This window comes from Marinobacter sp. X15-166B (assembly GCF_001752365.1).
GTDB lineage: Bacteria > Pseudomonadota > Gammaproteobacteria > Pseudomonadales > Oleiphilaceae > Marinobacter.
Genome location: NZ_MEIY01000001.1, coordinates 2,000,247 through 2,025,378, shown reverse-complemented (window position 1 = coordinate 2,025,378; position 25,132 = coordinate 2,000,247). Strand labels below are relative to the sequence as shown.

At 58.9% G+C, this 25,132-nt stretch carries 22 protein-coding genes and 1 pseudogene; 3 read left to right on the top strand and 20 right to left on the bottom strand.

Translation table 11 applies throughout. The annotated features are described in order from the left end of the window. Positions 1 to 1,374, top strand: a complete 1,374-nt coding sequence (locus BG841_RS09495; protein ID WP_070057432.1) for a sigma-54-dependent transcriptional regulator — start codon at positions 1 to 3, stop codon at positions 1,372 to 1,374. Positions 1,375 to 1,506: 132 nt separating this feature from the next. Further along, positions 1,507 to 2,070, top strand: a complete 564-nt coding sequence (locus tag BG841_RS09490; RefSeq protein WP_070057431.1) for a GspH/FimT family pseudopilin — start codon at positions 1,507 to 1,509, stop codon at positions 2,068 to 2,070. A 20-nt stretch (positions 2,071 to 2,090) separates the two neighbouring features. Here BG841_RS09490 and BG841_RS09485 read toward each other — a convergent pair whose 3' ends face one another. From BG841_RS09485 to murJ, 19 genes and pseudogenes are all read right to left on the bottom strand, one after another. Continuing rightward, positions 2,091 to 2,528, bottom strand: a complete 438-nt coding sequence (locus BG841_RS09485) for a type IV pilin protein (RefSeq protein ID WP_322853368.1) — start codon at positions 2,526 to 2,528, stop codon at positions 2,091 to 2,093. 56 nt (positions 2,529 to 2,584) lie between these two features. Continuing rightward, entirely contained in the window at positions 2,585 to 6,193 is a 3,609-nt protein-coding gene (locus BG841_RS09480) for a pilus assembly protein (protein ID WP_158007603.1), read from the bottom strand. A gap of 43 nt (positions 6,194 to 6,236) precedes the next feature. Next, complete coding sequence (locus BG841_RS09475) at positions 6,237 to 6,710, bottom strand: pilus assembly PilX family protein (RefSeq protein WP_070058770.1); 474 nt, start codon at positions 6,708 to 6,710, stop codon at positions 6,237 to 6,239. 5 nt (positions 6,711 to 6,715) lie between these two features. Further along, complete coding sequence (locus BG841_RS09470; protein ID WP_083260233.1) at positions 6,716 to 7,825, bottom strand: PilW family protein; 1,110 nt, start codon at positions 7,823 to 7,825, stop codon at positions 6,716 to 6,718. Positions 7,826 to 7,827: 2 nt separating this feature from the next. Continuing rightward, positions 7,828 to 8,289 (bottom strand): type IV pilus modification protein PilV, encoded by a 462-nt coding sequence (gene pilV / locus BG841_RS09465; RefSeq protein ID WP_070057429.1) that lies wholly within the window; start codon positions 8,287 to 8,289, stop codon positions 7,828 to 7,830. Between the two features lie 10 nt (positions 8,290 to 8,299). Next, positions 8,300 to 8,803 (bottom strand): GspH/FimT family pseudopilin, encoded by a 504-nt coding sequence (locus tag BG841_RS09460; RefSeq protein WP_158007627.1) that lies wholly within the window; start codon positions 8,801 to 8,803, stop codon positions 8,300 to 8,302. 330 nt (positions 8,804 to 9,133) lie between these two features. Further along, complete coding sequence (locus tag BG841_RS09455) at positions 9,134 to 9,619, bottom strand: type IV pilin protein (RefSeq protein WP_158007602.1); 486 nt, start codon at positions 9,617 to 9,619, stop codon at positions 9,134 to 9,136. A 17-nt stretch (positions 9,620 to 9,636) separates the two neighbouring features. Then, on the bottom strand, positions 9,637 to 13,194 hold the full coding sequence (locus BG841_RS09450) for a pilus assembly protein (RefSeq protein ID WP_141737076.1): 3,558 nt from the start codon (positions 13,192 to 13,194) through the stop codon (positions 9,637 to 9,639). Continuing rightward, complete coding sequence (locus BG841_RS09445; protein WP_083260230.1) at positions 13,166 to 13,732, bottom strand: pilus assembly PilX family protein; 567 nt, start codon at positions 13,730 to 13,732, stop codon at positions 13,166 to 13,168. Before BG841_RS09445 ends, BG841_RS09450 begins: the two co-directional genes overlap by 29 nt. Next, a complete protein-coding gene (locus BG841_RS17705) occupies positions 13,722 to 14,234 on the bottom strand; it encodes a PilW family protein (protein WP_074454328.1) in 513 nt (170 codons plus the stop codon). Before BG841_RS17705 ends, BG841_RS09445 begins: the two co-directional genes overlap by 11 nt. A 535-nt stretch (positions 14,235 to 14,769) precedes the next feature. Further along, positions 14,770 to 14,850, bottom strand: a pseudogene (locus BG841_RS17700) (prepilin-type N-terminal cleavage/methylation domain-containing protein); the annotation flags it as partial. Beyond that, positions 14,847 to 15,293, bottom strand: coding sequence for a type IV pilus modification protein PilV (gene pilV / locus BG841_RS09435; protein WP_141737074.1), 447 nt, complete (start codon positions 15,291 to 15,293; stop codon positions 14,847 to 14,849). The pseudogene BG841_RS17700 and the gene pilV (BG841_RS09435), both read right to left, overlap by 4 nt. Next, entirely contained in the window at positions 15,284 to 15,781 is a 498-nt protein-coding gene (locus BG841_RS09430) for a GspH/FimT family pseudopilin (protein WP_070057423.1), read from the bottom strand. Before BG841_RS09430 ends, pilV (BG841_RS09435) begins: the two co-directional genes overlap by 10 nt. Before the next feature lie 170 nt (positions 15,782 to 15,951). Further along, the gene (gene ispH, locus BG841_RS09425; protein ID WP_070057422.1) at positions 15,952 to 16,902 is read right to left on the bottom strand and encodes a 4-hydroxy-3-methylbut-2-enyl diphosphate reductase; all 951 of its coding nucleotides are present in this window, start codon (positions 16,900 to 16,902) and stop codon (positions 15,952 to 15,954) included. Between the two features lie 24 nt (positions 16,903 to 16,926). Then, entirely contained in the window at positions 16,927 to 17,379 is a 453-nt protein-coding gene (gene fkpB / locus BG841_RS09420) for an FKBP-type peptidyl-prolyl cis-trans isomerase (RefSeq protein ID WP_070057421.1), read from the bottom strand. A 9-nt stretch (positions 17,380 to 17,388) separates the two neighbouring features. Further along, positions 17,389 to 17,904 (bottom strand): signal peptidase II, encoded by a 516-nt coding sequence (gene lspA, locus BG841_RS09415; RefSeq protein ID WP_070057420.1) that lies wholly within the window; start codon positions 17,902 to 17,904, stop codon positions 17,389 to 17,391. Further along, positions 17,904 to 20,723 (bottom strand): isoleucine--tRNA ligase, encoded by a 2,820-nt coding sequence (ileS, locus tag BG841_RS09410; protein ID WP_070057419.1) that lies wholly within the window; start codon positions 20,721 to 20,723, stop codon positions 17,904 to 17,906. The genes lspA and ileS overlap by 1 nt, the downstream gene beginning before the upstream one ends. An 87-nt stretch (positions 20,724 to 20,810) precedes the next feature. Continuing rightward, a complete protein-coding gene (gene ribF / locus BG841_RS09405; RefSeq protein ID WP_070057418.1) occupies positions 20,811 to 21,761 on the bottom strand; it encodes a bifunctional riboflavin kinase/FAD synthetase in 951 nt (316 codons plus the stop codon). 59 nt (positions 21,762 to 21,820) lie between these two features. Continuing rightward, the gene (murJ, locus tag BG841_RS09400; protein WP_074454326.1) at positions 21,821 to 23,410 is read right to left on the bottom strand and encodes a murein biosynthesis integral membrane protein MurJ; all 1,590 of its coding nucleotides are present in this window, start codon (positions 23,408 to 23,410) and stop codon (positions 21,821 to 21,823) included. Positions 23,411 to 23,664: 254 nt separating this feature from the next. On the opposite strand from murJ, the gene rpsT reads away from it, so the two are divergent. Further along, positions 23,665 to 23,934, top strand: coding sequence for a 30S ribosomal protein S20 (rpsT, locus tag BG841_RS09395; protein WP_070057417.1), 270 nt, complete (start codon positions 23,665 to 23,667; stop codon positions 23,932 to 23,934). A 69-nt stretch (positions 23,935 to 24,003) separates the two neighbouring features. Here the strand turns inward: rpsT and proB are convergent, their stop codons facing one another. After that, on the bottom strand, positions 24,004 to 25,128 hold the full coding sequence (gene proB, locus BG841_RS09390) for a glutamate 5-kinase (protein WP_070057416.1): 1,125 nt from the start codon (positions 25,126 to 25,128) through the stop codon (positions 24,004 to 24,006). Positions 25,129 to 25,132 lie beyond the last annotated feature (4 nt).

Sequence of the window (25,132 nt, the reverse complement as noted above, 5' to 3'; positions counted from 1 at the left end):
ATGACCAATAACATTGCGCTGATTGTTGACGACGAACCCGACATTCGTGATCTGCTCGAGATCACCCTGACGCGAATGGGCATCACCGTGCTCACCGCAGAAGATGTGCGCTCAGCCAAAGCGTTCCTGGAAACGGAAACCATCCACCTGTGCCTGACCGACATGAACCTGCCGGATGGCAACGGCATTGAACTGGTGGCCTGGATCCAGCAGCACCGCCCCCAGATACCGGTGGCGGTGATCACCGCCTATGGCAGCATGGATACAGCGATAGAGTCCCTCAAGGCCGGGGCCTTTGATTTTGTTTCCAAGCCAGTGGAGCTGCCACGTCTGCGCGAACTGGTCCACAGTGCCCTCAAGTTGGCGGACACCAGTACAGTCCCGCCTTCACCTGCGAGCCGGGACAGCCTGATTCTGGGAGAATCCAGAAGCATTCAATCCCTGCGCAGCCAGATCCAGAAGCTCGCACGCAGCCAGGCGCCGGTGTTTATCAGCGGCGAATCGGGTAGCGGTAAGGAATTGGTGGCCCGCATGATTCACCAGCAAGGACCGCGGGCAAATGCACCGTTCGTGGCGGTCAACTGCGGCGCCATCCCGGCGGAACTCATGGAAAGTGAGTTTTTTGGTCACAAAAAAGGCAGTTTCACCGGCGCCGTCGACAACAAGGCGGGGCTGTTTCGCGCCGCCCACGGCGGCACCCTGCTGCTGGATGAAATTGCCGACCTGCCGGTGGCCATGCAAGTGAAACTGTTGCGGGGAATACAGGAGAAGGCCGTACGTCCGGTGGGTGATTCGCAGGAGTACCCGGTAGACGTACGTATCCTCAGTGCCACCCACAAAGACCTGTCAGCGCTGGTGGCAGCGGGTGAGTTCCGCCAGGACCTGTACTACCGGGTCAATGTGATCGGCGTACATGTACCGCCGCTGAGGGAACGCACCGATGACATCCCCCTGCTGGCCGAGCACATCCTTGGCCGGATCGCTGCGGAGTACGAGTGTCCTGCAGCCACGCTTTCGGCCGAGGCCATTGACCGACTGAGCCGCTACCACTTTCCGGGCAATATCCGTGAGCTGGAAAACATTCTGGAGCGGGCGTTTACCCTGTGCGACAGCGCTGTCATCAGTGCCGACGATTTGCACCTCAACCATCAGGGCCCGCCAACCGACGCCCCGGCCGGCAACCTCACCGAGGGCCCGGCACAGGCGATTCCGGTCGGTGCAATGGATCTGGAAAACTTTCTGGAAGGCATCGAACGACAAGCCATTGAGCAAGCCCTGGAGGCCACCCGCTGGAATAAAACCGCGGCAGCAAAGCGGCTGGGGATCAGCTTCCGGGCGCTGCGGTACCGGTTAAAGAAACTGGAGATGGAATAGACCACAGCGCGCACTGCGCAAGGAGGAACTCAGCCGGCGAAGGATTTTTGCAGCCGGTTTTTAACTGGATTCAAGCAGTAACATTCACTGCCAGGACAGGAAGTCCGGGCTACCTCACTTCAGGGATTGAAGATGACAACCTTTCGCTTGACCAAGGGGCTGACCCTTATTGAGCTTTGTGTTGCCTTGCTCGTCATGGCCACAATTGCCCTTTCCGTAGCCTCTGTAGCCCCCTCGATGATCCACACCCAGCGAGCCGATGCAGCGATAAAGGAATTACGCCAGCTATTCAGGTTTGCGCGAACCGAAGCCATCACCCGCACCACCATCGTGACCATTTGCCCCCTGGATGCGGCCAACCAGTGCTCCAACGACTGGCACCGGCCCATTTCGGTGTTCCGTGACCCGGACAATAGTCGTGCGCTCTCTCAGGGAGAGGTCATTATCAAACAGCTTGACCGCGCCGCCGGCGGTGTCCTCCGGGCGGCGCCGGCCCAGCGCCGCTACTTCCAGTTTGATGCCCTCGGCGGCTCCAAAGGGACCCTCGGCAACCTGACCTACTGCCCCACTTCCGGTGACCCGCGGTTTATACGCCGGCTCATTGTCAGTTTCCCGGGCAGAACACGGTTGGCGCAGGATACCGATCTGGACGGCCAGGTGGAGGATGCCCAGGGCAAGCCCATCACTTGTGACTGATGGCCCGCCCGGGCGTGCTGCTAGCGCCAGCAATCAGCATCGCCTGATTCGCTGCTCCTGGCGCCGGCCTGGTCAATTCTCAGCCAGCCGCACGCCTCCGTGCTTTGCCCGCCCACCGGCGTGGCCTGCAGGACAAAGGTTTCCCGGGCTACGGCGCCCTCGAACCCGTACTGGTAAAATTGCGGGCCGCCCTGCCTCGGTTGCGCGGTAAACGGCAGCGCCGGGGCGGTGCCGTCCGCGTCGCGGTAGTCGTACCCGTTGGTGTAGCGCCGCTCCATAAACTGAGCCAGTTCCAGCAGATCCCCCTGGGCGGTGGTTCGCCGGGTGGATTCCACATAACGCTGATAACTGGGCACCGCGATGGTCGCGATAATGCCGATGATGGCGACCGCAATCATAAGCTCGATGAGCGTGAAACCGTGATTCGTTGTGGGTGTTTTTCTGGTGATTCGCATCATTATAAGAACCCTTGAGATCGTGGAGGCCCCGGGTGGGCACCTCCACGCATCAGCGGTTAACGAAACTCTTCCCAATTCTGGCGGCCGAAATTGTACCCCTCAGCTTCACCGCACGCGGGCCCCTGACAGGGTGGATCGCCGTCTTCGTCATCGTCGTCATCTGCATCCGGGTCCGGATCCACCGGATCGACCGGGCCCGTATAATCCTCCGGCAAATCGACGATCACGGACTCGATATACAGATCCGTTTTGTTATCGAGCACAACCCTGAGTTCCTCTCCGGACACCACACCTTTGATGCCATTCACCACTTCGGAGCCATGGGCGTCTGCGGTGGTATATTTGCCGTCACGGTTCAGATCAAACACCGCATTGTCGGTCTGCCCGCCGGTCAGCAGATCAATGTCCATCAGATACCCATCCCGGCCACCGCCACAATCGTTGTTGTCGGGGATCAGGGTACTGAAACGTACCCGCTTTACGGGGTAACCCGACGGGAATGACGGTCTGCTGACAACCCGCTCACCGGCTATCTTGCCAAGGTCCAGGTACCAACCCCGGTCGCCTGTCTTCAGACTGTTCGCCGAAACAACCCTGACATCCACGGTCTCGGTGGTCATGACGCCGTTGCGATCAACCTTGTAATCCGTGGCGGCCTGGTCGGTGATGGTTTGCTTGAGCAACTGTCCCCGGGTGAGGTTATTGGCGGCTCCGTTGTCGAAAATACCGTAGAGACTCTGGGTCTGGTTATCGCCGCTGTCGGTCACCCGGAAGTAGGATCCGGTACCAACCACGACCACAAGATCGCCCGGACCGCCCCCGGGGTTGTGGGCAAGCGCCGGAGCCGAGGTGATGGGTTGCCGGGAGTTATCCGTCAGCTCGGCGGTGAACAGGTTGGTGACAGCTTTACCCCCGCCCAGGTTGCTGGCCGCCAGGCTAGCCCGCCATAAATTACCCTGCAGGTCGCCCGCGTAAGCGGCCTTGGCGATGCCGGTGTGCGGGTCTACCAGAATGACGGGCGGCGCCATGCCGTTCGGGTTGGTGGCCGTTCCTTCGCCGGTTTCGAGGCGGGCGATCAGGGAGCCGTCTTTCAGGTCGACAACAAACAGGACCGACTGGTCGGAGGCGCTGTTATAGCCGTTGCCAAACACGGCCACCCAGGTGCCCGAATCCAGACGGGTAATTTGCGCAGCCGTCACCCCCTGCCCCAGTTCAGGGTCGGTAAACTCCCACAGCACGTCACTCCCGGCGAAGTTGGCTGGATCGCTGACATCCAGGGCGAAAACGGTTTTGCCACCGGCGCCCATAGTGCCCACCAGAATCGACTTCCACTGGCCATCGAGATAGGCATCCCCGATGGTGGGTGTGCCGTCAACAAAATACCGGTGGTGGTAGTTGGGCTCCATCAGCGCATTGATGGGTGCAAAATCCTTACCGGACTCCGGTTCGATCAGCTCACCGGGCAAATAGGCAAACAATTCCTCGCCGGTGAGCGAGTGGAAACCGTGTAAATAGCCATCATTGGCGCCGACATAAATCACATCGGGCCGGCTCTGGTACTCGGTACTCGCCCGATAGGCTGCATAGGATTTACCTTCCGCACCCGGCAAGCGGCGATGCCCGAAGTTGGTCTTGCCGGCAAACTGGGGGTTCGAGCCGATGATGTCGCCCAGCAATCGCAGCCGGCTGGTGCCGCCGGTGGATGGCACATACAGACGATCGCGGAAGGACGCGTGGGCAGAGTTGCTGCCACGCAGCCAATCAATGCGGGCCTGCCCCAGATTGTCGGTGGAATTGTCGGTCGCAGTATTCAGCGCCGCCTGCTGTTGCGCCGACAAGCTCCCCAAGGCCTTAAACTCAACCCCTGCCGCGCCGTTGTGGGTGAACAAGGCACGGCCGGCGGCTCCTTTATTTTCGAGACCGTATTCGGCATCCCAGATCAGCCGTCCCCGCGCCCCGCCGGCCAGGATTTCCGCCGCCTGCAGGGCACCACTCCAGTCGGTACTGCGGAAGCCCGCGGAGTAGCTCAGGGCGTCTTTCCTCAGCACCGCAGAACTGGCTGCGGCGGAAGTGGACGACTCCTCTACCCGCGAGACGATGTCGGTCAGCACACCGGTCAACTCCTGGGCAAAGGTATCCGGATCGGCGGCGTTGAAAAAGCCCCCCCGGCCATTGACGGCGGCATGCAGCAGGTCGTCGACTTTGGCGGGGTCGCTGTTCTCGGGATCTGGCCAGTTGATGGTGTCACCGGTGGCAATGGCGCTGAACGCAGTGGCCGGATCAATGCTGCCGGTCACCCCCAGCCCGACGCCAAAGGTCACCATATGCTGCCAGAACGCCGGGTTGATGTTGCCAGCTTTGCTGCTGACGGGGACTTCGTTGGCCAGGTCCGGCCGCAAATCCCGCGCCCAGAAATGCATGGCCACGTCGGCCAGGGTATTGCTGTGGGTATCCTTGAACGGGGACTCCGGCTGGTATTTATATTCACCGATCGCCGCGCCGCTCTTGCCATCCACGTTGCCGACTGTGTTTGCCAGGGACCCGCTCCAGTACCCATCGGTCATCAGGATGGTGAACGACTGGCGGCACTCAAGGTGGTCGGCGGTTTTAGTGCCCCCGGGTTCCGCCGCCCAGGGGCCGGCGTCGTCCTTGCGTTCAAAATACCTGCCCGCCTGATAGAGCGCTTCGCGCAGGGGGGTGCCCTGAGCGGGCACACCATCGGTATACAAGCGGTCGAAAAAACTCTCCCGATCAGCGTCTTTGAACAGGCGCACGCCATTGACGATGACCGAGGTGCTCACGCCGTCAATTTTTTCAGACCCTTTATTGAGGCGACCGTAACCGACGCGCATGCCCTCGCCCTGCTTCGAAAAGGCGTTGCCAATGCCCGCCCTCGACGCCAGAGTGCGCGACCGGTAGTAGGTAAACCAGTTGGCAAAGTTCTGCTTTTCTTCCGCGACCGTGCGGGTAACCCCGTCGTGCTGGAATTCCGACACCTCGTATTCGTCATCGTCATCCAGATCGTCATTCACATAACCTTTATTGCCCCGAATCTGATAACGGGTGTAACTGTCTTCGTCCCACGGATCGTCATCCGGATCTTTGAGCACGTAATAGGTGATGGGCCAAAAATCGCGCTTCGTATTATCGTTATTACCGCTGTTATTCTTCCAGGCACTATGACTGTGCTTGACCGTCAGATTCAGCGTTGCGGACCCGGTACGCCCGGGAAAGTAATACGCCGCTTCAGGATCGGCCTGGGGCCACTGTGAGCGATCCCCCTTGAACCAGGGCTGGTAGGTTTTGGTGGGGTCGTAAAAAAACGGGTTGTTGGCGGCAGAGCGGAAATAGCGGTTGTATTCATTGCCATCCTCAAACGTGAAGATACGATTTGAATAAATACTACTTCCATACATATTACTGACGGGCGGGAACAGATAGCGGGTCCCGTGCACGTCATCGCTTTCAGGCACCTCAAATTGCATGGAGCCCGAATCGTCAATGATGAACATGATATTCGGCGCCACCGAGCCGCCAAGAAACGGCGGTACATCGGCAATCTGCACCGACGCCGCGAGGGCCGAGTTGAGGGTCAGCACACCGAACACACAGGACAGTAACCCGGTGCGCAGGCGCCGCATGAATGAGCTTCGGTCAGGTGTCATTAGTCTTCTCCCTGCCAACGTAAACCCGAGGTCTCTGTGCACATCACAGGGGTTCCGGCATAAACGTTGATTGCAAAATTGATACGGAGGTGGCTGTGCCTCCCTGTCCATGTGATGTCACCGCAAATCGGTCGAAGCAGGCAGCGCCCGCCTGCAGGCCCGGGCAAAACACCGCCACCCAGCCCACGTGGTAGGCCGGGTCGGCGGATAACTGCCCATCCCCGGATACGACGGTCACCGCCCCGGCACCAGTGCCATCCCAAACCTCCGGATTAGCCAGCCGGTCGTTGGTCAGCGCCGACAGGGCGTTGGGCGCCAGCCAGAGCTCGCCGGTCCGCAGCGCCCGCTCACTGGCCTGGAAGGCAATGTTACGGTCGTGGAGGTTTGCGGCCATGCGCTCCTGCAGCAAGGTGCTTTGCATGCTGCCCACCCCGATCAATGAAATGAGCAGCAACATGATCAACGACACGATGAGCACACTGCCCCTTTGGGTCGAACTTGAGTTATCACGAGTCATGGCGGTCACTCCAGGCGGTTCCTGATACCAATGGTGGAGGTTGCAACCAGTCGCGCCCGGCGGTCGGTTGCTGTGGTCACCTCGGTGCCCAGCAAATTGAACACCCGGGTGAGCGCTTCGCTGTTGGCGCCATCTTCACTGCGCACCATAAAGGCGACCCGGATACTGGCGACATTCTCCCAATTGGTGACGTTGTCTGCGGTGGTATACAGATCCGCGCGTTTAAACGGGCCGGTGGCGACCCCGTACAAAACCTGCATGGACTCCACTCCTTCGACTAATTCCTGCGGACCTTCGGGGCCTGTGTCCAGGCGCCTGCGGAACAGCGACGGCGCACCGGAGGTGCCGATACCGACGTAGTAGGCGGTGGTGCTGTAATCGACCACCTTGGCGCCGGCGTTGTAGGTGAGGGTAAACGTGGCGGGTGAGTTGCCCGGACTGAAACTCGCATCGGCGAGGGTGAGGAAATTGTCTGTGGCATTGTTGGCTTTCTGAAACAGTTCGCCGGCGGCACAATCGTCGGTGACCGCCAAAATAATCCGCCCCGAGGGGATGCCATTGGCGCCATCCACATTGATGCTGTTCGCGGAGCTGCCGGTTACCCCAACGGGCAAGGTCTCGGCACTGTTCACAAGCAGCACGTCGGTGCCGGCCACCACCGCGCCCACCAATTCTGCCGGGAACGCACCCGCGCCGCCCCCGGCGGACCAACCGGAAGCATCCGCAGCCAGAGCAGCGGTGACATTATGCGCATCGCCCAGTCCGGTGCCGTCGGCTTCCCAGCCCAGCACGCCCTCGCCAACAGGCACAACCCGCGTGCCCTGGAGCTTGACGATCAGATCGTCGGCATCCCGCAGGCACGCCAACCCGCCAGCCCCGCGGATGTCCCGTTGCATCATCGAGGTGGCAAAACGGATGTTCTCCTGGCTGTGGGCAATCGCATCGGTTAACCGGTAGGTCTGGCTGGTGCCCAGATAAACCTGGGTAACCCCCAGTGTTAAAATGACGCCCAGCAGCAGTGCGATCATCAATTCGATGAGGGACATACCCGCCATCGGCTGCCCTGCCGGGGCCACGCGGTCAGGTACCTTTTTACAACTTGCTTTGGGTGTCATGATTAAATCACCGTTCTCAGGGTCACCGCGACGCCATCCGCGTCGGCCTTTGTCCAGTCAATGGTCACCGTCACCTCTCCGGTTGCGTTATCTACCTCCACAGTTCCGGTACCTTCCGGCAGCAGACACACCACCAGGTTTGACCATTCCGTGATGTCATTGGCGCTCACCGTTGCCCCACCAGCGGGGGCATAGTCGGTGGCACAGTCGGTGGCATCCGGATCGACCGCGACACCGTCGTAGTCCGCGCGATTGCCCCGGTTGGCCCGGATTCTGTCCATCATGTCTGCCGTCAGCAGAATGGCTTGCGTCCGCTGCTCGGCACCGTTGGTCATCTGGCTTGATTGCACCTGCATGGCGGCCATCCCCAGCAACCCGATTCCCAGCACCAGCACCGCAACCAACACCTCTATCAGTGCAATGCCCGATGCCTGGCGCCTGCCCTGCCAATGAATGCTGTTCATGCCACCCCCTTTAGGTGCAATCGTCCAGAATGACCGTTGCGCGACCGGCCGGTGACACGGACACGCGGCGCATGCGGGTACTGCCGGGCGCGCAATCCAGCGGTTCGAACTCAATGCTGACGTCGGTGCCGGGCGCCGCCTGGTAGCCACGTTCGTCAAAGGTCACGCCGGTGAGAGCACCCTGACTGACACTTACACCATTGGTTGCGGGGAACCGTCTGATGACGGCCGCGTCATCACAGTCGACGCCCCCCAGGGCCGCTGCTATAACGCACCAGCCATTACCAAACCCACCGGGTTCATTCAGGATAGAGACGGGGCCACCCCGCCTGACCGCCTCGCTGCGGGCAAGCTGGAATGCAGAAAGTAAGGAGTTGGTTTCGGTGGTGACCTGATTGTTGCGCATCAGGTTTTGAAAGGACGGTGCCACCAGACCGACAAGAATTGCGGCCACCGCCAGGGTGACGATCAACTCAATCAGGGTAAAACCCGAGATCCGACGTATCATTAACATAGGTTCACTTCCGTTATGAACTAGTTGCAGATTAGTCAACGTTTGTAACGTCATAGGTGGAAAAGCGACGAGCGGTTCGATTCTGCTGACAAGCGGTAGCAGCATGGCTGGAAGTGTGATGCAGCGCTCAGTCAGGGGTGCCCGGCGGCGGGGCCGCGGGCTTCAGGCGGTTGAATATAGAGCTGAGAACAGTTGTGCAAAGATGGCCCCCCAGCCACCGGGCACGGGGGTGGAGGTCAGGTTTCGGCCTATGCGGCTGTCAATGAAAAAGAAAAAAAGGGTTATAGTGACTGGATAGCGGGACCACGGGTGAGTCCCGACGGGAAAGCCCTAATTAGACCAGGTTTGTTCCGCCGCCGTGAGATTTCCAGAATTATCCGCATCCCAGCCCCGCGCACCGTTTGAGCGCAATTGAAGAAACCCGTCACCGGCTTGGGGGCCACCTGCTATGGGTACGGCCCTTAACTCATATGCGTTTGCGGTAAGGTTGAAGATACGCAGGTTGTATACCGGATTACCATCGGTGGGCGATACACTGGCGAACACCGATGCGGCCGGGGCGGTCAAGGTATCACTGATGGCAGCAGCGCCTCCATCGGCGCCAATGTAGGAGTTGTTTTGGGTATAAAATCGCTCCATAGCATTGGCAAACGAGACCAATGCGCCTTGCGCATCGGCACGACGGGTGCTTCTTACCTGCTCCTGATAACTCGGATATGCGATGGCTGCAATGATGCCGATGATCGCCACTACAATCATCAACTCAATCAAGGTAAAGCCGGCACTCCGCTGCGGTAGTCGTATTCTGTTAATCATGCTTGAACCTATGCTCCTCATTCCTCGTATATCTCCCGCCAGCCCGAACGCCCCATTGAACTGCTTCCTCCTAAATTTACTTTGGTCTGATCAATCTTCCCATCAGAGGCCTGTCGATAGAGGTTATTGCCTAAAATGTTAGAGTTGAGAATCATCGCATCACCGTACCTCACACCACCGACAATATGATCATCCGAGTCAACCTTGCCGTCGTTATTCAGATCAAATACGGCCTGTAGCGGGGTGGTACCGTCGAATCGCAACGCCATTGTCCAGCTGGTTCCGCCACTCTGACACGGGTTTTGACTTGGCGTAACCGTATTGAAAAGCACGTACTCACCTCTGACCAGTGGGCTTGCGATCACCCGCTCGCCCTCCTCAGTTGTGAAATCCACAACCCAACCTTTCTTGGCTGACGCAGACTTGTCGGTCCAGTCAACGGCCGCCCCGTCGACCGTTCTCACATCCCGGCCTGATACAGTAAATTCAGTGATCGTGCGAGCGGCCAGTTGCGATCGTGTAACCGTCTCTCCTTCGTCCCACACTCCGTAAAAGCTCTGAGTCGCCTTACTGGCCGGGTCAGTATTGGTCAGATAACGCCCCGTACCGAAAAACACAAAGAGATTCGGTTGACCGCCGTAGGTGTTAAAAATATTTCTTCCCATGACGGGGGCAGTCGTAATCGGCTGGGGGTTCCCCGAATCGTCTTTGGCAACGAACAATGGCTTATTGCTGGCGTGTTTGCCATTGCCGGAACGGTGTACACTTCCCCACGTCTTGGTGGACCCGGTTGACAGGTCCACTGCCCACAGGTTGCCATCCAGATCCCCCGCATACACCCGATCCACAATTCCGTCACGGGCAGCGGTACCGTTTTCGTCCTGGTAATCGACGGCGCGAAGTGGAGACAGGCCGGTCCCGCTGGCTTCCAGTTCAATAAAGTGAAAGTCCGAGCCTTCGCTCCAACCATTTTGTCCGCCTTGGATATCAAGTACAAACAAGCCGGTTTTGCCGTTATCGCTGTTATAACCGTTGGGCACCAAGGCACTCCAGCGATAATCATTGTTGCCCCATTTCACCAGGGATATCATCGGTGGTTCGGTAATGTATCCCAAATCCGGATGGGAAAACTCCCACATCACAAGGTCTTCAGCAGCTGTGGAGCTACCGTCGAAGCTGGATGGGTCGGTGATATTCAAAGCAAACAAACCTCGTCCGCCTGAACGCATACCGCCGATCATTACGGTACGCCAGTCTGGGTTGCTGCCATTTGCATCGCCTATATAGACATCCGAGACAGCGGGAGACAGGTCTACATAAAATCGGTGGTTATAGCCGGGATCACTCAGATAATTGAGTCCCGACTTAGCAGCCTCCGAATAAGCAAAGCTCGGAATATAGGCGACGAGTTCTTCTCCCGTCTCCGCATTAAAACCATGCAGCATACCGTCGTTTGCTCCGGCATAAACCATGGGCGTGCGGCCTGTTTTTGCTTGTTTAAACGTCGAATAACGACCGGTGGACGCAACTCCAAAAGGGTCGCGGTCAGGCCAGCCGCTGGCTGGGACGCCGACGTACACGGGCGAGGAGTTCACGACATCCCCTAGCGGCGTTGAACGCTTCCGGAAAAGGCCGCTTTCCCGGGACCGGTCCCCACGAATATAGGCTAGCCGGTCGGGGCCGAGATTGTCGTTGCCAGGGCCGTTGAGATCGCCTTGCTGCGCGGTGGATAACCGGTTCCACACGAAGAGTACGCCACCGTTATTGTGGGTGACGATAAACCGGTCGTCGGGGCTCTTATTCTTCAATTCGACGGCCGCATCCCATAAAGTGCCACCGATACCCCCGGTAACCGGGTTCAGGGACCTTGCGGCAACCGACCCGCTCCAGTCACCGCTGTTAAAGGACGCTGTATACACCTCACTGCCCTGTTCCAGTGTGGCCGTATTGAAGGTAACATTCGTCGCACTGCCGGTCGAACGAACAATATCCCGGATGGCAGCAGAGATGGCGGCTCTCAGTTCATCAACGCTGTTTGCATTGTAAAACTCACCGCGCCCATTGACCGCAGCATGGAGAAGATCGTCGATCTGGTCCTCACTCCAGTCGTCAACCTTACCGAGTTTGCTCCAGTCCGGCGGCGAGGCATATACATCCTGAACGCTGGAATAACCTTTACCAACGAATTCTTTGCCGGTTGCACCAAAGCCCACCGTATACGTATTCATATGCAGATCGCTGTTGCAGTCTACCGAAGGGTCGTAAGAAGGATCGGATTTTTCCACCCGTTTCTGCTCGAGGTTACTGTATCCCGGATCGTTTTCCTGCTTATAACACGCTTCGGGAAGCCGAACCTTACCGGCGGGGAAGTCGCCGCTCCGAAGTTGCCGCTGGTAATAGTGCATGGCAATGTCCGCCAGGGTGTTCGAGGCAGAGTCAGCATAAGGCGAACCCTGGTTACCATCGGCGTTGCCAATGCCAGAGATGCTCGCGTTATTGAACCCATCGGTAAAAAGCAGGGTAAAGTTTTTTTGGCATTCCGCCTGGATCAGTTTTTTGTTGGTATCAAACTGCTTTCCAGCATGCACCAGCGCTGCCCTGAGCGGTGTGCCACCACCACCAAACCCGGGTCCAAACCGCTTGTAGGTGTCTTCGAGGAACACCGCTTTTTCGGTATCAAGATCGGCCATGGGTACGTCGCGACGATTATGGATCCAAAAAGTGCCAACCCTTATGCCCGACAGCCCCTCTAGCGACTCCGCGATTGCGCCACGCGTTGCATGGTGTAGCCGGCGATAATAAGTGAACCAGTTGGCGAAATTCTGCATCTGATCGGTGTCTTCCGGTATCTCCACCTTTTGCAGGCAGGCATCATCCGGACCAAACCCGACCACCCCGTCGGTGAATTTAAAGCGAGCCGGATAGTTCAGCCAGACGATGTATGCATTACCTGCCCCACACTGATAGGTCTTGTCGTTATATTCGAACGACAGGGTGTTGTGCTCTACTCTGGTAAAATAGGTGGCGGGGTAGAACTCCCTGTCGCCCGTATCCTTGGTGTCCTCGGTCAGATCCAGGGTCCTGCTTTTTGAGGAGGTCGGCTCATACGGAGCTTTCTCAGGGTTGGCATTTGTGAAGGCCATGCTGGACGAGTTCGGCCAGGGTTCGTACACCGAATCCGGGTTGTAATACGCCGCGTTGTAATCCGAAGATCGCAAAAAATAGTACCGGCGAGTAAACGGCACCTGGCCATTGGCGCCGGTGTTTGTCAGCCAACCGCCGTGGTTGCTGTCACTGACATTGCCGCTGTTGAACAAATATCGACTGCTGCCTGAGTAGTAGCGGCTCACTATTTCAAAATCCATACTGCCCGAGTCATCGACCGCATAAACGATGTTCGGTTGCACCGACCCGGCTATAAACAGCGGGGTGTCGGAAAAAGGCACACTGCCATAACCCGCGGTCGGCAGGCAGACGCTGAGTCCGATCAGTGCGTGCCAGATTCGACTGTAAATTCCCTTCATCTTCATGCCTCCTGCCAGCACGTTAAAACTCGCGCCGGTAATATTCTTCAAGGATTCGCTGGCCTTCCCCGGTCGCCCCGGTGCTTCTCGCCACGATCCGGAATGCCTTGGCCACTGTCGCGCCGGTCTCGTGGGTGTAGTTGGTCATATTGACATCGGCAGATTCCTTACCGATTTCTAGCTGAGCATCGCCGACAAACTCAACCAGGTACCTTGGCGCCTCGGGAAACAGAGGGTTACCATTAACCAGGGGTACGGGAACAGCGACCGAGTTTCCGCCTGCCCAGACACCGGCGGCGAACACGCCCGTGCCACGGGGCGCGGTCCCGGTTTCGTAAAAGCCATCCATGGCGTCAAACCCGGAGGGGCTAGCGAGCGCATCGATGGCCCTTTCAGCTTCCCGCAAAGCCAGTTCTGCGCCCTCCATTGCCATATAACCTTCGCGCTGGGCAGAAACCATGCGTTCCTGCATGCTGCTGTTCTGCATACTGGACACCGCCAGCAAACTCAGAATTAGCAGGATCAACAGACTGGTAAGCAAAGCGGCACCCCGCTGATGCTCTGGTGTTCTGCTATGTTTAACTTTCATTCTGCTCAACTTTTAATATCCGGTTGCGAATGGTGGCCGTGGTTGTAAATACGCGATAAAGGTGCCTCGAATCGGCCGCTATTTCCGCAGCCACGTCGAAATTCGGACCGCCCGAGCAGTCTGTCCAGGAGGGGTAACACAACTCCATCGGCGCATCGACAGTATTGTTGGCAGGTGATCGCGCAAGGATCGACATCTGAACCGCGACAACGTCGGCCGCCGCCGCCGCAGTGAGAGCCGTTGGCCCATCGATCTCTATCCACTGTGTGACTTCCCCATTGGATAGACCGGAGTCGATACCAACCCGTAGTTGCAAGTCCCAAACCCCGTCCATGACTTCCTGGGGGGCATCCGCGCCACTTTGCCGGAACAGAGCCCGGCGCCCATTCGCATCGGCGCTCAGGAAAAAAACGGTAGTAGTAAGGATTGTAAATTTGAGCGGCTTGGTCGTATTGTTTCGACATGCAGTTGGCAGGGTTACCTGGAGGACAATTGTTATCAACCGTTACGTCGACTCCCCCCCTCGGATGACTATTACCCGGCTTGACCGAGCCTCCGCTATTGGCACCAATACCCGGGTTGGCCCCCGTCTGCAGGTGGGTCACCTGGAATATATCACCGGCAATACAATCACTGATCAGCAAGATGTCCGAAACTGCAATTCCGGCCACGGTATTCACTTTGAGGTTAGCGGACGAGTTCGGCATAACCTCAGTAATCTGCACGTTTCCAGAACCACCGACACCCCGTAGTATAAGGGCGTCCGTGCCCGCCAATCCGGGTGTCGTACCATCGCTTTGATAGGCATAAAAACCATCAGAAAAGCTGAACAGATCCTCCGCAGCCTGGTAGGCCGGATCGGTATCATCGAGTTTATTCGCCACGGCCCCCCTGGGTATACACCCCCAGTAGTCCGCATTGCGCACCGCCTGATTGAGAATTTCAGTAGTCATCCGGCCTGTTTCCTGGACCCGGTTACTCGCCTCACCCACAATAAATGAACGCTGATTTCCAGCGAAAATCTGCACCAGCCCGGCAGTCAATATCAGGCCCAGAGTCAAGGCCACCATAAGCTCTACGATCGACAGTCCTTTTTGACGGGAAATCGGCGATATCATCTCAGCCTCACATACAAGGTATAACTTTGGGCAAGTGCATCATTGCCCATACCCCGTTCTGTCCAATCCACGGTAATTTCCGCAAATGCAAGATTGGCATTGGTGGTTACATCCACTGCTGTCACGGCAGTAGGCACGTCTTCAAGCAAACGGGTTTGCCAGGCACTCAATTTGGGGTGACAATCTTCACAGGTTGCGGATGATGTCTTCTCGAAAACGGTAAGATCATCTGATTCCGCCCGCATCCTTTCTGACAAGTCGTACGCGTGCATGGTTACAAGGGAGCGGATGCCGGAGTTTCCGCCCTGCTTCAATGACCAGGCCTGCATCCCGGCCACGCCAAGCAGCCCGATGGCAAGAATGATCATCGCCACGAGAATTTCAATCATCGTGAAGCCACTTTCACGACGCGCACTCTGGGTATAAGCTGTTGCTATGCGCATGTCAGGGCCTCCGAGCGAATACGCCCACCCAGGGTAATTGTTATAGAGCTGCCCGGCTCGCCACCGCGTCCATCGCATACCTGAATCGTCACAGCCACGGAGCCGGTGGGCAGGAGTCCATTTCCGGTAAACGAAAAACTGGGCGATGAGGAGGTAATGCTCACCGCCCCGGTCCCCCCAGTGGTCCGGCGTAATTCCTCAGACGCCTGCATGGAACCGTTGGCATTGCGATCCACCCAGACGCTCATACCATTGGTCCAATCAACGCCATCCGTCGGACTCACGATCACTTGACGTCCCGACTTTACCGCTTCACTTCGCGCGTAGTTCAATACACCGACAATATCGTTGGAAGCGCTCACCAGACGGTTGTTGGCGATCATTGTCGAAAACGAAGGGACAGCAAATGCTGCGACCACCCCGACCAGGGCCAAGGTGACCATCAATTCGACCAGGGTAAAACCGAAGATTTGCCTTTTTATGGACATACACTCACTTCCGAAAAAGATAGGGAGACGATAACCAGCACCGCTCATCGGATCTATGCCAAGACGATGAGCGGTTCGCGTCTAAAGACAAGTGGCAGGATCACTTGCGGAAACGTGAAACCCATCACAGACTGAAGCTGGATGAAACACGGTTACAAAGGCGAGGGGCATTAAAGATTTACAGTGTTAATCCGCAGTTCCTTCGGCATTGAAAACACGATGTTTTCTTCCCGGCCGGCGATCTCCTCGGGTTCGTCTCCACCCAGCTCACGCAGGCGGTTGATGACGTCGTTGACCAGCACTTCCGGCGCGGAAGCGCCGGCGGTGACGCCGACGGAGGTTTTGCCGTCGAGCCATTGCGGATCAATCTGCGCGGCTTCGTCGATCAGGTAGGCGGGGGTACCCATGCGCTCGGCCAGCTCCCGCAGCCGGTTGGAGTTGGAGCTGTTGGGGGAACCGACCACCAGCATCAGATCGCAGTCGCCGGCCAGTTGTTTGACGGCGTCCTGGCGATTCTGGGTGGCGTAGCAGATGTCGTCTTTGCGGGGGCCTTCGATTTTGGGGAAACGCGCCCGCAAAGCATCGATGACCCGGGCGGTGTCGTCCATGGACAAGGTAGTCTGGGTTACGTACGCCAGTCGGGACGGGTCTTTGACTTCCAGGGTCTCCACATCGCGCTCGTTTTCCACCAGGTAGATGTCGCCACCGGTACTGTGGTCGTACTGGCCCATGGTACCTTCCACTTCAGGGTGGCCGTGGTGACCGATCAGTACGCATTCGCGGCCATCCCGGCTGAAGCGCATCACTTCCATGTGCACCTTGGTGACCAGCGGACAGGTGGCGTCAAACACCTTCAAGCCCCGACGGGCGGCTTCGTTCTGCACCGCCTGGGAAACGCCGTGGGCGCTGAAAATCACCAGATGGTCGTCGGGCACCTCGGTCAGTTCATCGACAAACACCGCCCCGCGGTTGCGCAGATCATCCACCACGTAGCGGTTGTGCACCACTTCGTGACGCACGTAAATGGGGGCACCGAAGACCTCCAGCGCCCGATTGACGATTTCGATGGCGCGGTCTACACCGGCACAGAATCCACGGGGGTTAGCGAGTCGAATCTGCATAATAGCCTGCCTGTGTTATCGGAATCAGTGGGCTGGCTGCGCCAACTCCACCTGAATGATCTTGACTTCAAATACCAGTGTACGTCCGGCCAGCGGATGATTGAAATCCACTTCCACCTCATCGCCTTCCACCCGGCTGACCACTCCGGGCAGCTCGCTTTGACGGGCGTCGGCAAAGGAAATCACCACCCCGGGTTCCAGCACCATATCCGCACTGAATTCCGAACGCTTGAAGGTTTGCACGTTATTGGGGTTGCTCTGTCCGAAGCCTTTCTCGGGCGGCACCTCAAAGCTGGCCTGGTCCCCGGCCTGCAGCCCCATCAGGTAGGCCTCGAAATTTTCCGGCAGGTTGTCATCGCCTATTTCCAGCACCGCTGGCGCCTTGTCAAAGGTCGAATCAACCACCTGACCGTCGGTAAATTTGAGGGCAAAGTGCAAGGTGACGCGGGTGCCCTGATCAATTGAAAGTCCGCTCATGGGTAACTGTTACTCCTTTCCTGCGGCTGCGGAGGGTTTGCGGAATACGTCCAGAATCATCATTGCCGCCCCGACGGTGATGGCCACATCGGCCAGATTGAACGCGGGAAAATGGTGGTTCTGCCAATAAAAGTGCAAAAAATCGACCACGTAACCGTGCATGACCCGGTCGTACAGGTTTCCGAGGGCACCGCCGAGAATCAGCGCAACGGCGACGGCGGTCCAGGTTTCGTGCCGTTGCAGGGTGCGCAGCCAGGCCACCAGACCGATGCTGACTCCCACGGCCAGTGCGATAAAAAACCAGCGCTGCCAACCCGCCGCCCCGGCGAGGAAACTGAACGCCGCCCCGGTGTTGTGCAGCAGGGTCAGGTTGAACGACGGCATCACCGGTACCGGCTGGGCGTACACCAGGGACGCCGTGGCCAGTGCCTTGGTGGTCAGATCGGCGATCACCACCAGGGCCGTCAGCCAGAGCCAGCGCAGCATGGAGCCACCGGCCTTAACGTCGGTCATGGTGGCGTCCATCAGGCAAAGGCACGGGTCTCGCCCGCGCCTTCCACGTTGCTGATGCAGCGCCCACACAGATCCGGATAGGTCTCCACCGCGCCCACATCGCTGCGATGATGCCAGCAGCGCTCACACTTGGTTTTTTCGGTGGCGGTCACCCTTACTTTCAGGCCCGGGTAACCGGTGCTGGCGGCGTCACCGGCCTCGGCCAGCGGCTTGACCCCGGCCTCCGAGGTGATCAGCACAAAGCGCAGTTCTTCGCCCAACCGGGTCAGGTCTGCGGTCAGCTCGTCGTCGCAATACAGGGTGACTTCGGCGCTGAGGGAACCTTTGATTTCGCCCCGGCCGCGGGCGTCTTCCAGGCACTTGTTGACCGCGTCTTTAACGCTCTGCAAACGCCCCCAATACTCCCGTCCCTTGGCTTCATCGTCGGGCAGCGCGGTCAGGCCGGCGTACCAGGTTTCGTAAAATACGGTGTCGCCACGCTCGCCCGGCAGGTGCTGCCAGATTTCGTCGGCGGTAAAGCTCAGAATGGGCGCGATCCAGCGCACCAGCGCTTCTGCCACGTGGTACAGGGCGGTCTGACAGGAACGCCGCGCCAGGCTGTCGGCCTGAGTGGTGTACTGACGGTCTTTGATGATGTCCAGGTAAAAACCACCCAGAGTGGCTTCACAGAAGCTGTACAGCTTCTGATAGATGCGCAGGAAATCGTAATTCTGGTAATCCTGGTGCAGCTCTTCCTGCAGGCGCAGGGCGCGGTCGACCATCCAGCGATCCAGGGACAGCATGTTTTCCGGCGCCACCTGGTGCTCCGCCGGCTCGAAACCGGTGAGGTTGCTCAGCAGGAACCGGGCGGTGTTGCGGATGCGCCGGTAACCGTCGGCCGCCTGTCGCAGGATGTCTTTGGACACCGTCATCTCGCCGCTGTAATCGGTGGCCGAGACCCACAGGCGCAGAATGTCTGCGCCCAGCTCATTCATCACTTCCTGGGGAGCGATGACATTGCCGAGGGACTTGGACATCTTGCGCCCCTGACCGTCCACGGTAAAGCCGTGGGTCAGTACCTGCCTGTAGGGGGCGACGCCGTTCATGGCAATGGAGGTTTTCAGCGACGACTGGAACCAGCCCCGGTGCTGGTCGGAACCCTCCAGATACATGTCGGCCGGGAACTGACCCAGGTCCGGTCGCGGCCGCAACACCGCCTCGTGGGTGACCCCGGAATCAAACCACACGTCGAGGGTGTCGGTCACCTTGTCGTAGTGAGCGGCATCGGCCCCCAACAATTCGGTGGCATCCAGTTCATACCAGGCGTCGATACCATCGACTTCAATCTGCTGCGCCACCTTTTCGATCAGTGCGCTGGTGTCCGGGTGCAGTTCCTGGGTTTCTTTGTGGATAAACAGGGTAATCGGGACGCCCCAGGTGCGCTGGCGGGAAATACACCAGTCGGGAGACTGCTCGATCATCGCCTCGATGCGATTCTTGCCCCAGCCGGGCACCCAGCGCACCCCCTGGATCGCCTCCAGCGCGTCGGCGCGCAGATTTTTCTGGTCCATACTGATGAACCATTGCGGCGTGGCCCGGTAAATCAGCGGGGTTTTGGTGCGCCAGCAATGGGGGTAACTGTGGCTGAATTTTTCAGAGCGCACCAGCTTGCCCGCGCGGGTCAGCGCGGCACACACCGGCTCATCGGCCTTGTACACATGCACACCGGCAAATTCGCCGGCCGCCGAGGTATAGGTGCCGTCGGCCTGCACCAGACTCAGGGTACCGATGCCGTAGGCCTGTCCCACCTCGAAATCTTCCATCCCGTGGTCGGGGGCGGTATGCACCGCTCCGGTACCCGCGTCGGTCGACACATGCTCACCCAGCACCACCGGCACCTGCTTGTCGTACAGTGGGTGGTGAAGCGCCAGATGCTCGAGCGCGGCGCCGCGGCACGTTGCCAACACCTCAAACTCGGTCACCTGCCAACGCGCCATGATGTCGTCGACCATGTCGGCGGCCAAAATCATGCGTTCGGCGCCCTCACCGGCATCCAGTTGCACGAGCGCGTATGCAAGCTCGGCGTGCACGGAGACCGCCTGGTTGGCCGGGATGGTCCAGGGCGTGGTGGTCCAGATAACAATGGACACGTCACCGCGGCCCGACGGGCCATCAAAAGCGGCCAGCGCCTTGTCCGGTTCCACCAGGGTGAAGCGCACGTCGACCTGGGTGGAGACTTTATCCTGATATTCCACTTCGGCCTCGGCCAGCGCCGACTGCCCCACAACGCTCCAGTACACCGGTTTGAAACCGCGCACCAGGTGTCCGGCCTGCACAATTTTACCGAGAGCCCGCACAATTCCCGCTTCCACTTTCGGGTCCATGGTCAGGTAAGGCTTGTCCCATTCGCCCATCACACCCAGCCGGACGAAATCGGCCATCTGCCCGGCAATCTGTTCGCTGGCGTAATCGCGACAGGCCTGGCGGAACGTCTTGTAATCCACCTTGACCCCGGCCTTACCGATTTTCTGCTCGACCTTGTGTTCGATGGGCAGACCATGGCAATCCCAACCCGGGACATAGGGCGCGTCGTAACCCATAAAACTGCGGGACTTGACGATCATGTCCTTGAGAATCTTGTTGACCGCGTGACCAATGTGAATGCTGCCGTTCGCGTACGGAGGGCCGTCGTGCAGAATGAACTTTTCACGGCCTTCGCGCTGCTTGCGCAAATTGCCGTAGACGTCCATATCCTGCCAGCGTTTCAGCATGGCCGGTTCACGCTTGGCCAGATTGCCGCGCATGGGAAAGGCGGTTTCAGGTAGATTCAGGGTATGCTTGTAGTCGCTCATGGGTACCTGTGGGTGCTCTTTGTCGTTCAGTCAACATGGCTTGGCCGGCAGTCGTTAGCCGCTCACCGGCGGTCAATGCGCTGCGCCCTAGCGGCCATTCAGCCATGCTCTGGCGTTTTGAAAATCTTGTGCGATCCGAGTCTTGAGCGCCTCGACGGACTCAAATTTTTGCTCATCGCGCAGCGGGTGTTTAAACGTTACCCGAATTCGCTGGCCGTACAGTCTGCCAGTAAAGTCGAACAGGTGCACTTCCAGCGCGGGTTGGCGGCCATCCACCGTGGGCCGCAGACCTATATTGGCGACGCCGTGGTGCGCATCGCCATGGGCCAGTTCCACTGACACCACGTAGACGCCGCGCAGGGGCGGCATTTTTTTCAGCAGTATGTTGGCCGTTGGTGCGTCCAACTGCCGGCCTAACTGGCGCCCATACACGACTTTGCCTTCAATGGCATAGGGTCGCCCCAGCAGGGCGCGGGCCGCGGCCAGGTCGTTCTCGGCCAACACCCGGCGCACCCGGGTACTGCTCACCCGTTCGCCGTCGACCAACACGGTGCGGGTGTTTTCGACACTGAACCCCATGCTGTCACCGACGGTTTCCAGCAAGGAAAAGTCTCCGGATCGGTCACACCCAAAGCGGAAATCATCGCCGACCACCAGGTGCTTGACCGCCAATCCCTCGATCAACAATTCGTTGATGAATTCCATACCGGTGTAGCTGCGGAAGTGTTCGTCGAACTTCAGACAGACCACGAGATCGATCCCTGCGGCCAGCAAGGCCCGAAACTTCTGCCGAAAGGCGGTCAACCGGGGCGGAGCGTCCGCACCCTGGAAAAATTCACGGGGCTGGGGCTCGAAAATAACCGCAACAGCGGGTAAATTCCTGGCCGCAGCGCGATCCTTGACCTGTTCAATAATGGTTTGGTGACCAACATGAACCCCGTCAAAATTACCGATGGTGGCCACGCACCCCTGAGCTAATGGAGAAACCGCCTGCCGAGACAGCCACCGCAGGTTGGTCAGCCCTCTTATCAGCCGCATGAAGCGCGCACCCTCTTTGTCCTGTAGATAAAATAAACACCAAGGCTCGCGATTGTACCTTACCTGTGGCGGAAATGTCTTATCCGCACACCGGTTACCGCCAACACCAGGAAGTAAACAACCACGCCGGCCACCACCAGCACCGTCATGTCGGCCACCCGCTGCAGCCCGCCCACGGCCAACCAATGGCCCAGCGGTCGCTGCAAATACACCACAACGGCGATCAGTGCCGCATTGGCAGCCAGTAGCTGCAGCAAAAAGCGTCCCCAGCCCGGCTTCGCCCGCCAGGCGCCCTCTTTCGCCAACCCCCGCCACAACAGAAAGGTATTCAGCCAGGCCGACAGGGAGGTCGCTAACGCCAACCCCACGTGGGCCAGCGGCACAATCAGCAGCAAGTTAAACACCATGTTGGCCACCATGGCAATAATGCCGATGCGCACCGGCGTACGGGTGTCCTGACGGGCAAAATACCCGGGGGCCAGCACCTTGATCAGCATGAACGCCAACAAGCCCGCCGAATAGGCCCGCAGGCTGCCCGCGGACATGACCACGTCGTGATCGCTCACCTCGCCATAATGGAACAGAGTGGCGATCAGCGGTCCCGCCAGCAATGCCAGCGCAAGCGCCGCCGGCAGCCCGATCAGCAACACCGCGCGCACCGCCCAGTCGAGCGTCCCGGCAAACTCGTCGACCGACTCCGCTGCATGCTTGCGGGACAGGTGCGGCAGTATCACCGTGGCGATGGCGATGCCGAACACCCCCAGGGGAAGCTCCGACAGACGGTCGGAGTAATACAGCCAGGACACGCTGCCGGTCTCCAACAGAGAAGCGAGCACCGTATCCAGCAACAGGTTGAGCTGACTGACCGACACCCCAAACAAGGCCGGCACCATCAGCGTCATCACCCGCCGGACACCCTCGTGCCGGTAGTCCACCCTGGGCCGGGGCAGCAACCCCAGCCGCATTAAAAACGGCAACTGGAAAAACAGCTGCAAGGCTCCGGCAATAAACACCCCCCAGGCCAGCGCCAGAATCGGCGTGTCCAGCAGCGGCGACAGAAACACTGCGGCACAGATCATGGCCAGATTCAGCAGCACCGGGGTAAACGCTGGCACCGCAAAGCGGTCGTAACTGTTGAGGATCGAGCCGGCAAAGGCGGTCAGCGAAATCAGCAACAAATAAGGAAAGGTGATGCGCAGCATCTCGCTGGTCAGGGTGAACCTGGTGTCATCCCCGATGAACCCGGGGGCGAACAAGCCGGTCAACACCGGCGCCCCCAGCATGGCGACCAGGGTCACCCCCAACAGCACCAGCCCCAGCGTACCGGACACCGCATTGACGAGGCGCCGCACGTCATCCACAGAACCCCGCTCACGATAGGAGGAAAGCACGGGTATAAAGGCCTGGGAAAAGGCGCCTTCGGCGAACAGCCGCCGCAGAAAATTGGGAATCTTGAAGGCCACAAAAAACGCATCGGCGCTGGCGCCGGCACCGAAATACCGGGCAATCACCATGTCACGGACCAACCCCAGGACCCGGGAAAGCAGCGTCATGATGCCCACCACCCCGGACGAACGGAGCAGACCGGGTGGACGCGGTACCGGGGGTTTTTGCGGCTGCGATTGAGATTGATGGGGTTCCGCTGGCATACTGGGTCGGGCAATCCGTCATGAAGGTGGTTGTGCCGTATTTGCAGTGCGTGATCGCACCGGAAGACACGGAGTCGCGGCGAGTTTAGCACAAGGCTGTTAATTAGCAGGAGTCATAGCGCCTGCGTCTTGACATTTTCGTGCATTGGCGGCATAGTTCCGCGTCATTTATTGAGACGCGTTGGTTTTTTGGGCGCGCACGCGATTGCACAAATCGTTTCAGCAACGAATTCAGATTTTTCAGGAGTTACACGGTGGCAAATACCCCGCAAGCCAAAAAACGCGCACGCCAGAACGAGAAGAACCGCAAGCATAACGCCAGCCTGCGCTCAATGGCCCGCACGTACATGAAAAAAGTCAGCGCACAGATCGACGCTGGAAACTACGAAGGCGCGCAAGCGGCCTTCAAAACCGCTCAGCCTATCGTTGACAGCATGGTCAACAAAGGCATCTTCCCCAAGAACAAGGTCGCTCGCTACAAGAGCCGCACCAACAGCAAAATCAAGGCCCTGCAAAGCGCCTGATTGCCGCTGACTGTTCTTGCACAAAAAAACCCGGCTCATGGAGCCGGGATTTTTTTGTGTCCGGAAATCTTACAACACCACCAGGTTATCCCGGTGAATCATCTCCTCATCGGAGATGTAACCCAGCACATCGGCAATCCGGTCGCTTGAGCGTCCCGCGATGGCGCGCGCCTCATCCGCACTGTAGTTGACCAGCCCCCTGGCCACCTCCTTGCCGTCGGCATCCACACAGGAAACCATCTCGCCCCGCTGAAACTGTCCCGACACCGACTGGACCCCCACCGGGAGCAGACTGCGACCACCCTGACACAACACCCGCACCGCTCCGTCATCCAGCACCACCCGTCCCCGGGTTTTCAGATGACTGGCCAACCATTGCTTGCGGGCCGCCATCCGGCCTTGCTCGGGCAATAACAGGGTGCCCAGCGACTCGCCTTGCTTCAGGCGGGTAACCACCCCTTCAATGCGCCCACCCACGATCACCGTAAACGCACCCGAGCGGGCGGCCAGTCGCGCCGCCCGCACCTTGGTCTGCATGCCACCACGACCCAGGACGCCCGACCCACCCGAGGCCATCACATCCAACTCGCCGTCGCTGGCCTTGCGCTGATCGATCAGTACTGCATCGGCGTGTTTTCGGGGGTCCTTATCAAACAATCCGAGCTGATCGGTAAGAATGATCAGCCCATCGGCCTCCACCAGATTGGCCACCAGCGCGCCCAGGGTGTCGTTGTCACCAAAGCGGATTTCATCCGTGGCCACGGTGTCGTTTTCGTTGACGATGGGCACCACCCCAAAATCCAGCAACGCCCGCAGGGTGCCACGCGCATTGAGGTAGCGCTTGCGATCCGACAGATCGTCGTGGGTCAACAGAATTTGCGCGGTGTGGCGGCCGTGACGCCGAAACGCCTGCTCCCAGGTTTGCACCAGGCCCATCTGCCCCACGGCTGCGGCCGCCTGCAATTCGTGCAACTGCTCCGGCCGAACCGCCCAGCCCAACCGGCTCATGCCTTCGGCAACGGAGCCGGATGACACCACCACCACCTCCACACCGTCGGCGATGAGCGCTGCAATCTGGTCGACCCAGCCACCCAGAGCACGGACATCCAGCCCCTGCCCATCATTGGTTAACAAGGCACTGCCAATCTTGACGACCAGCCGCCGCGCCTGTGACAACTGCGAGCGTTTACTCATGTCA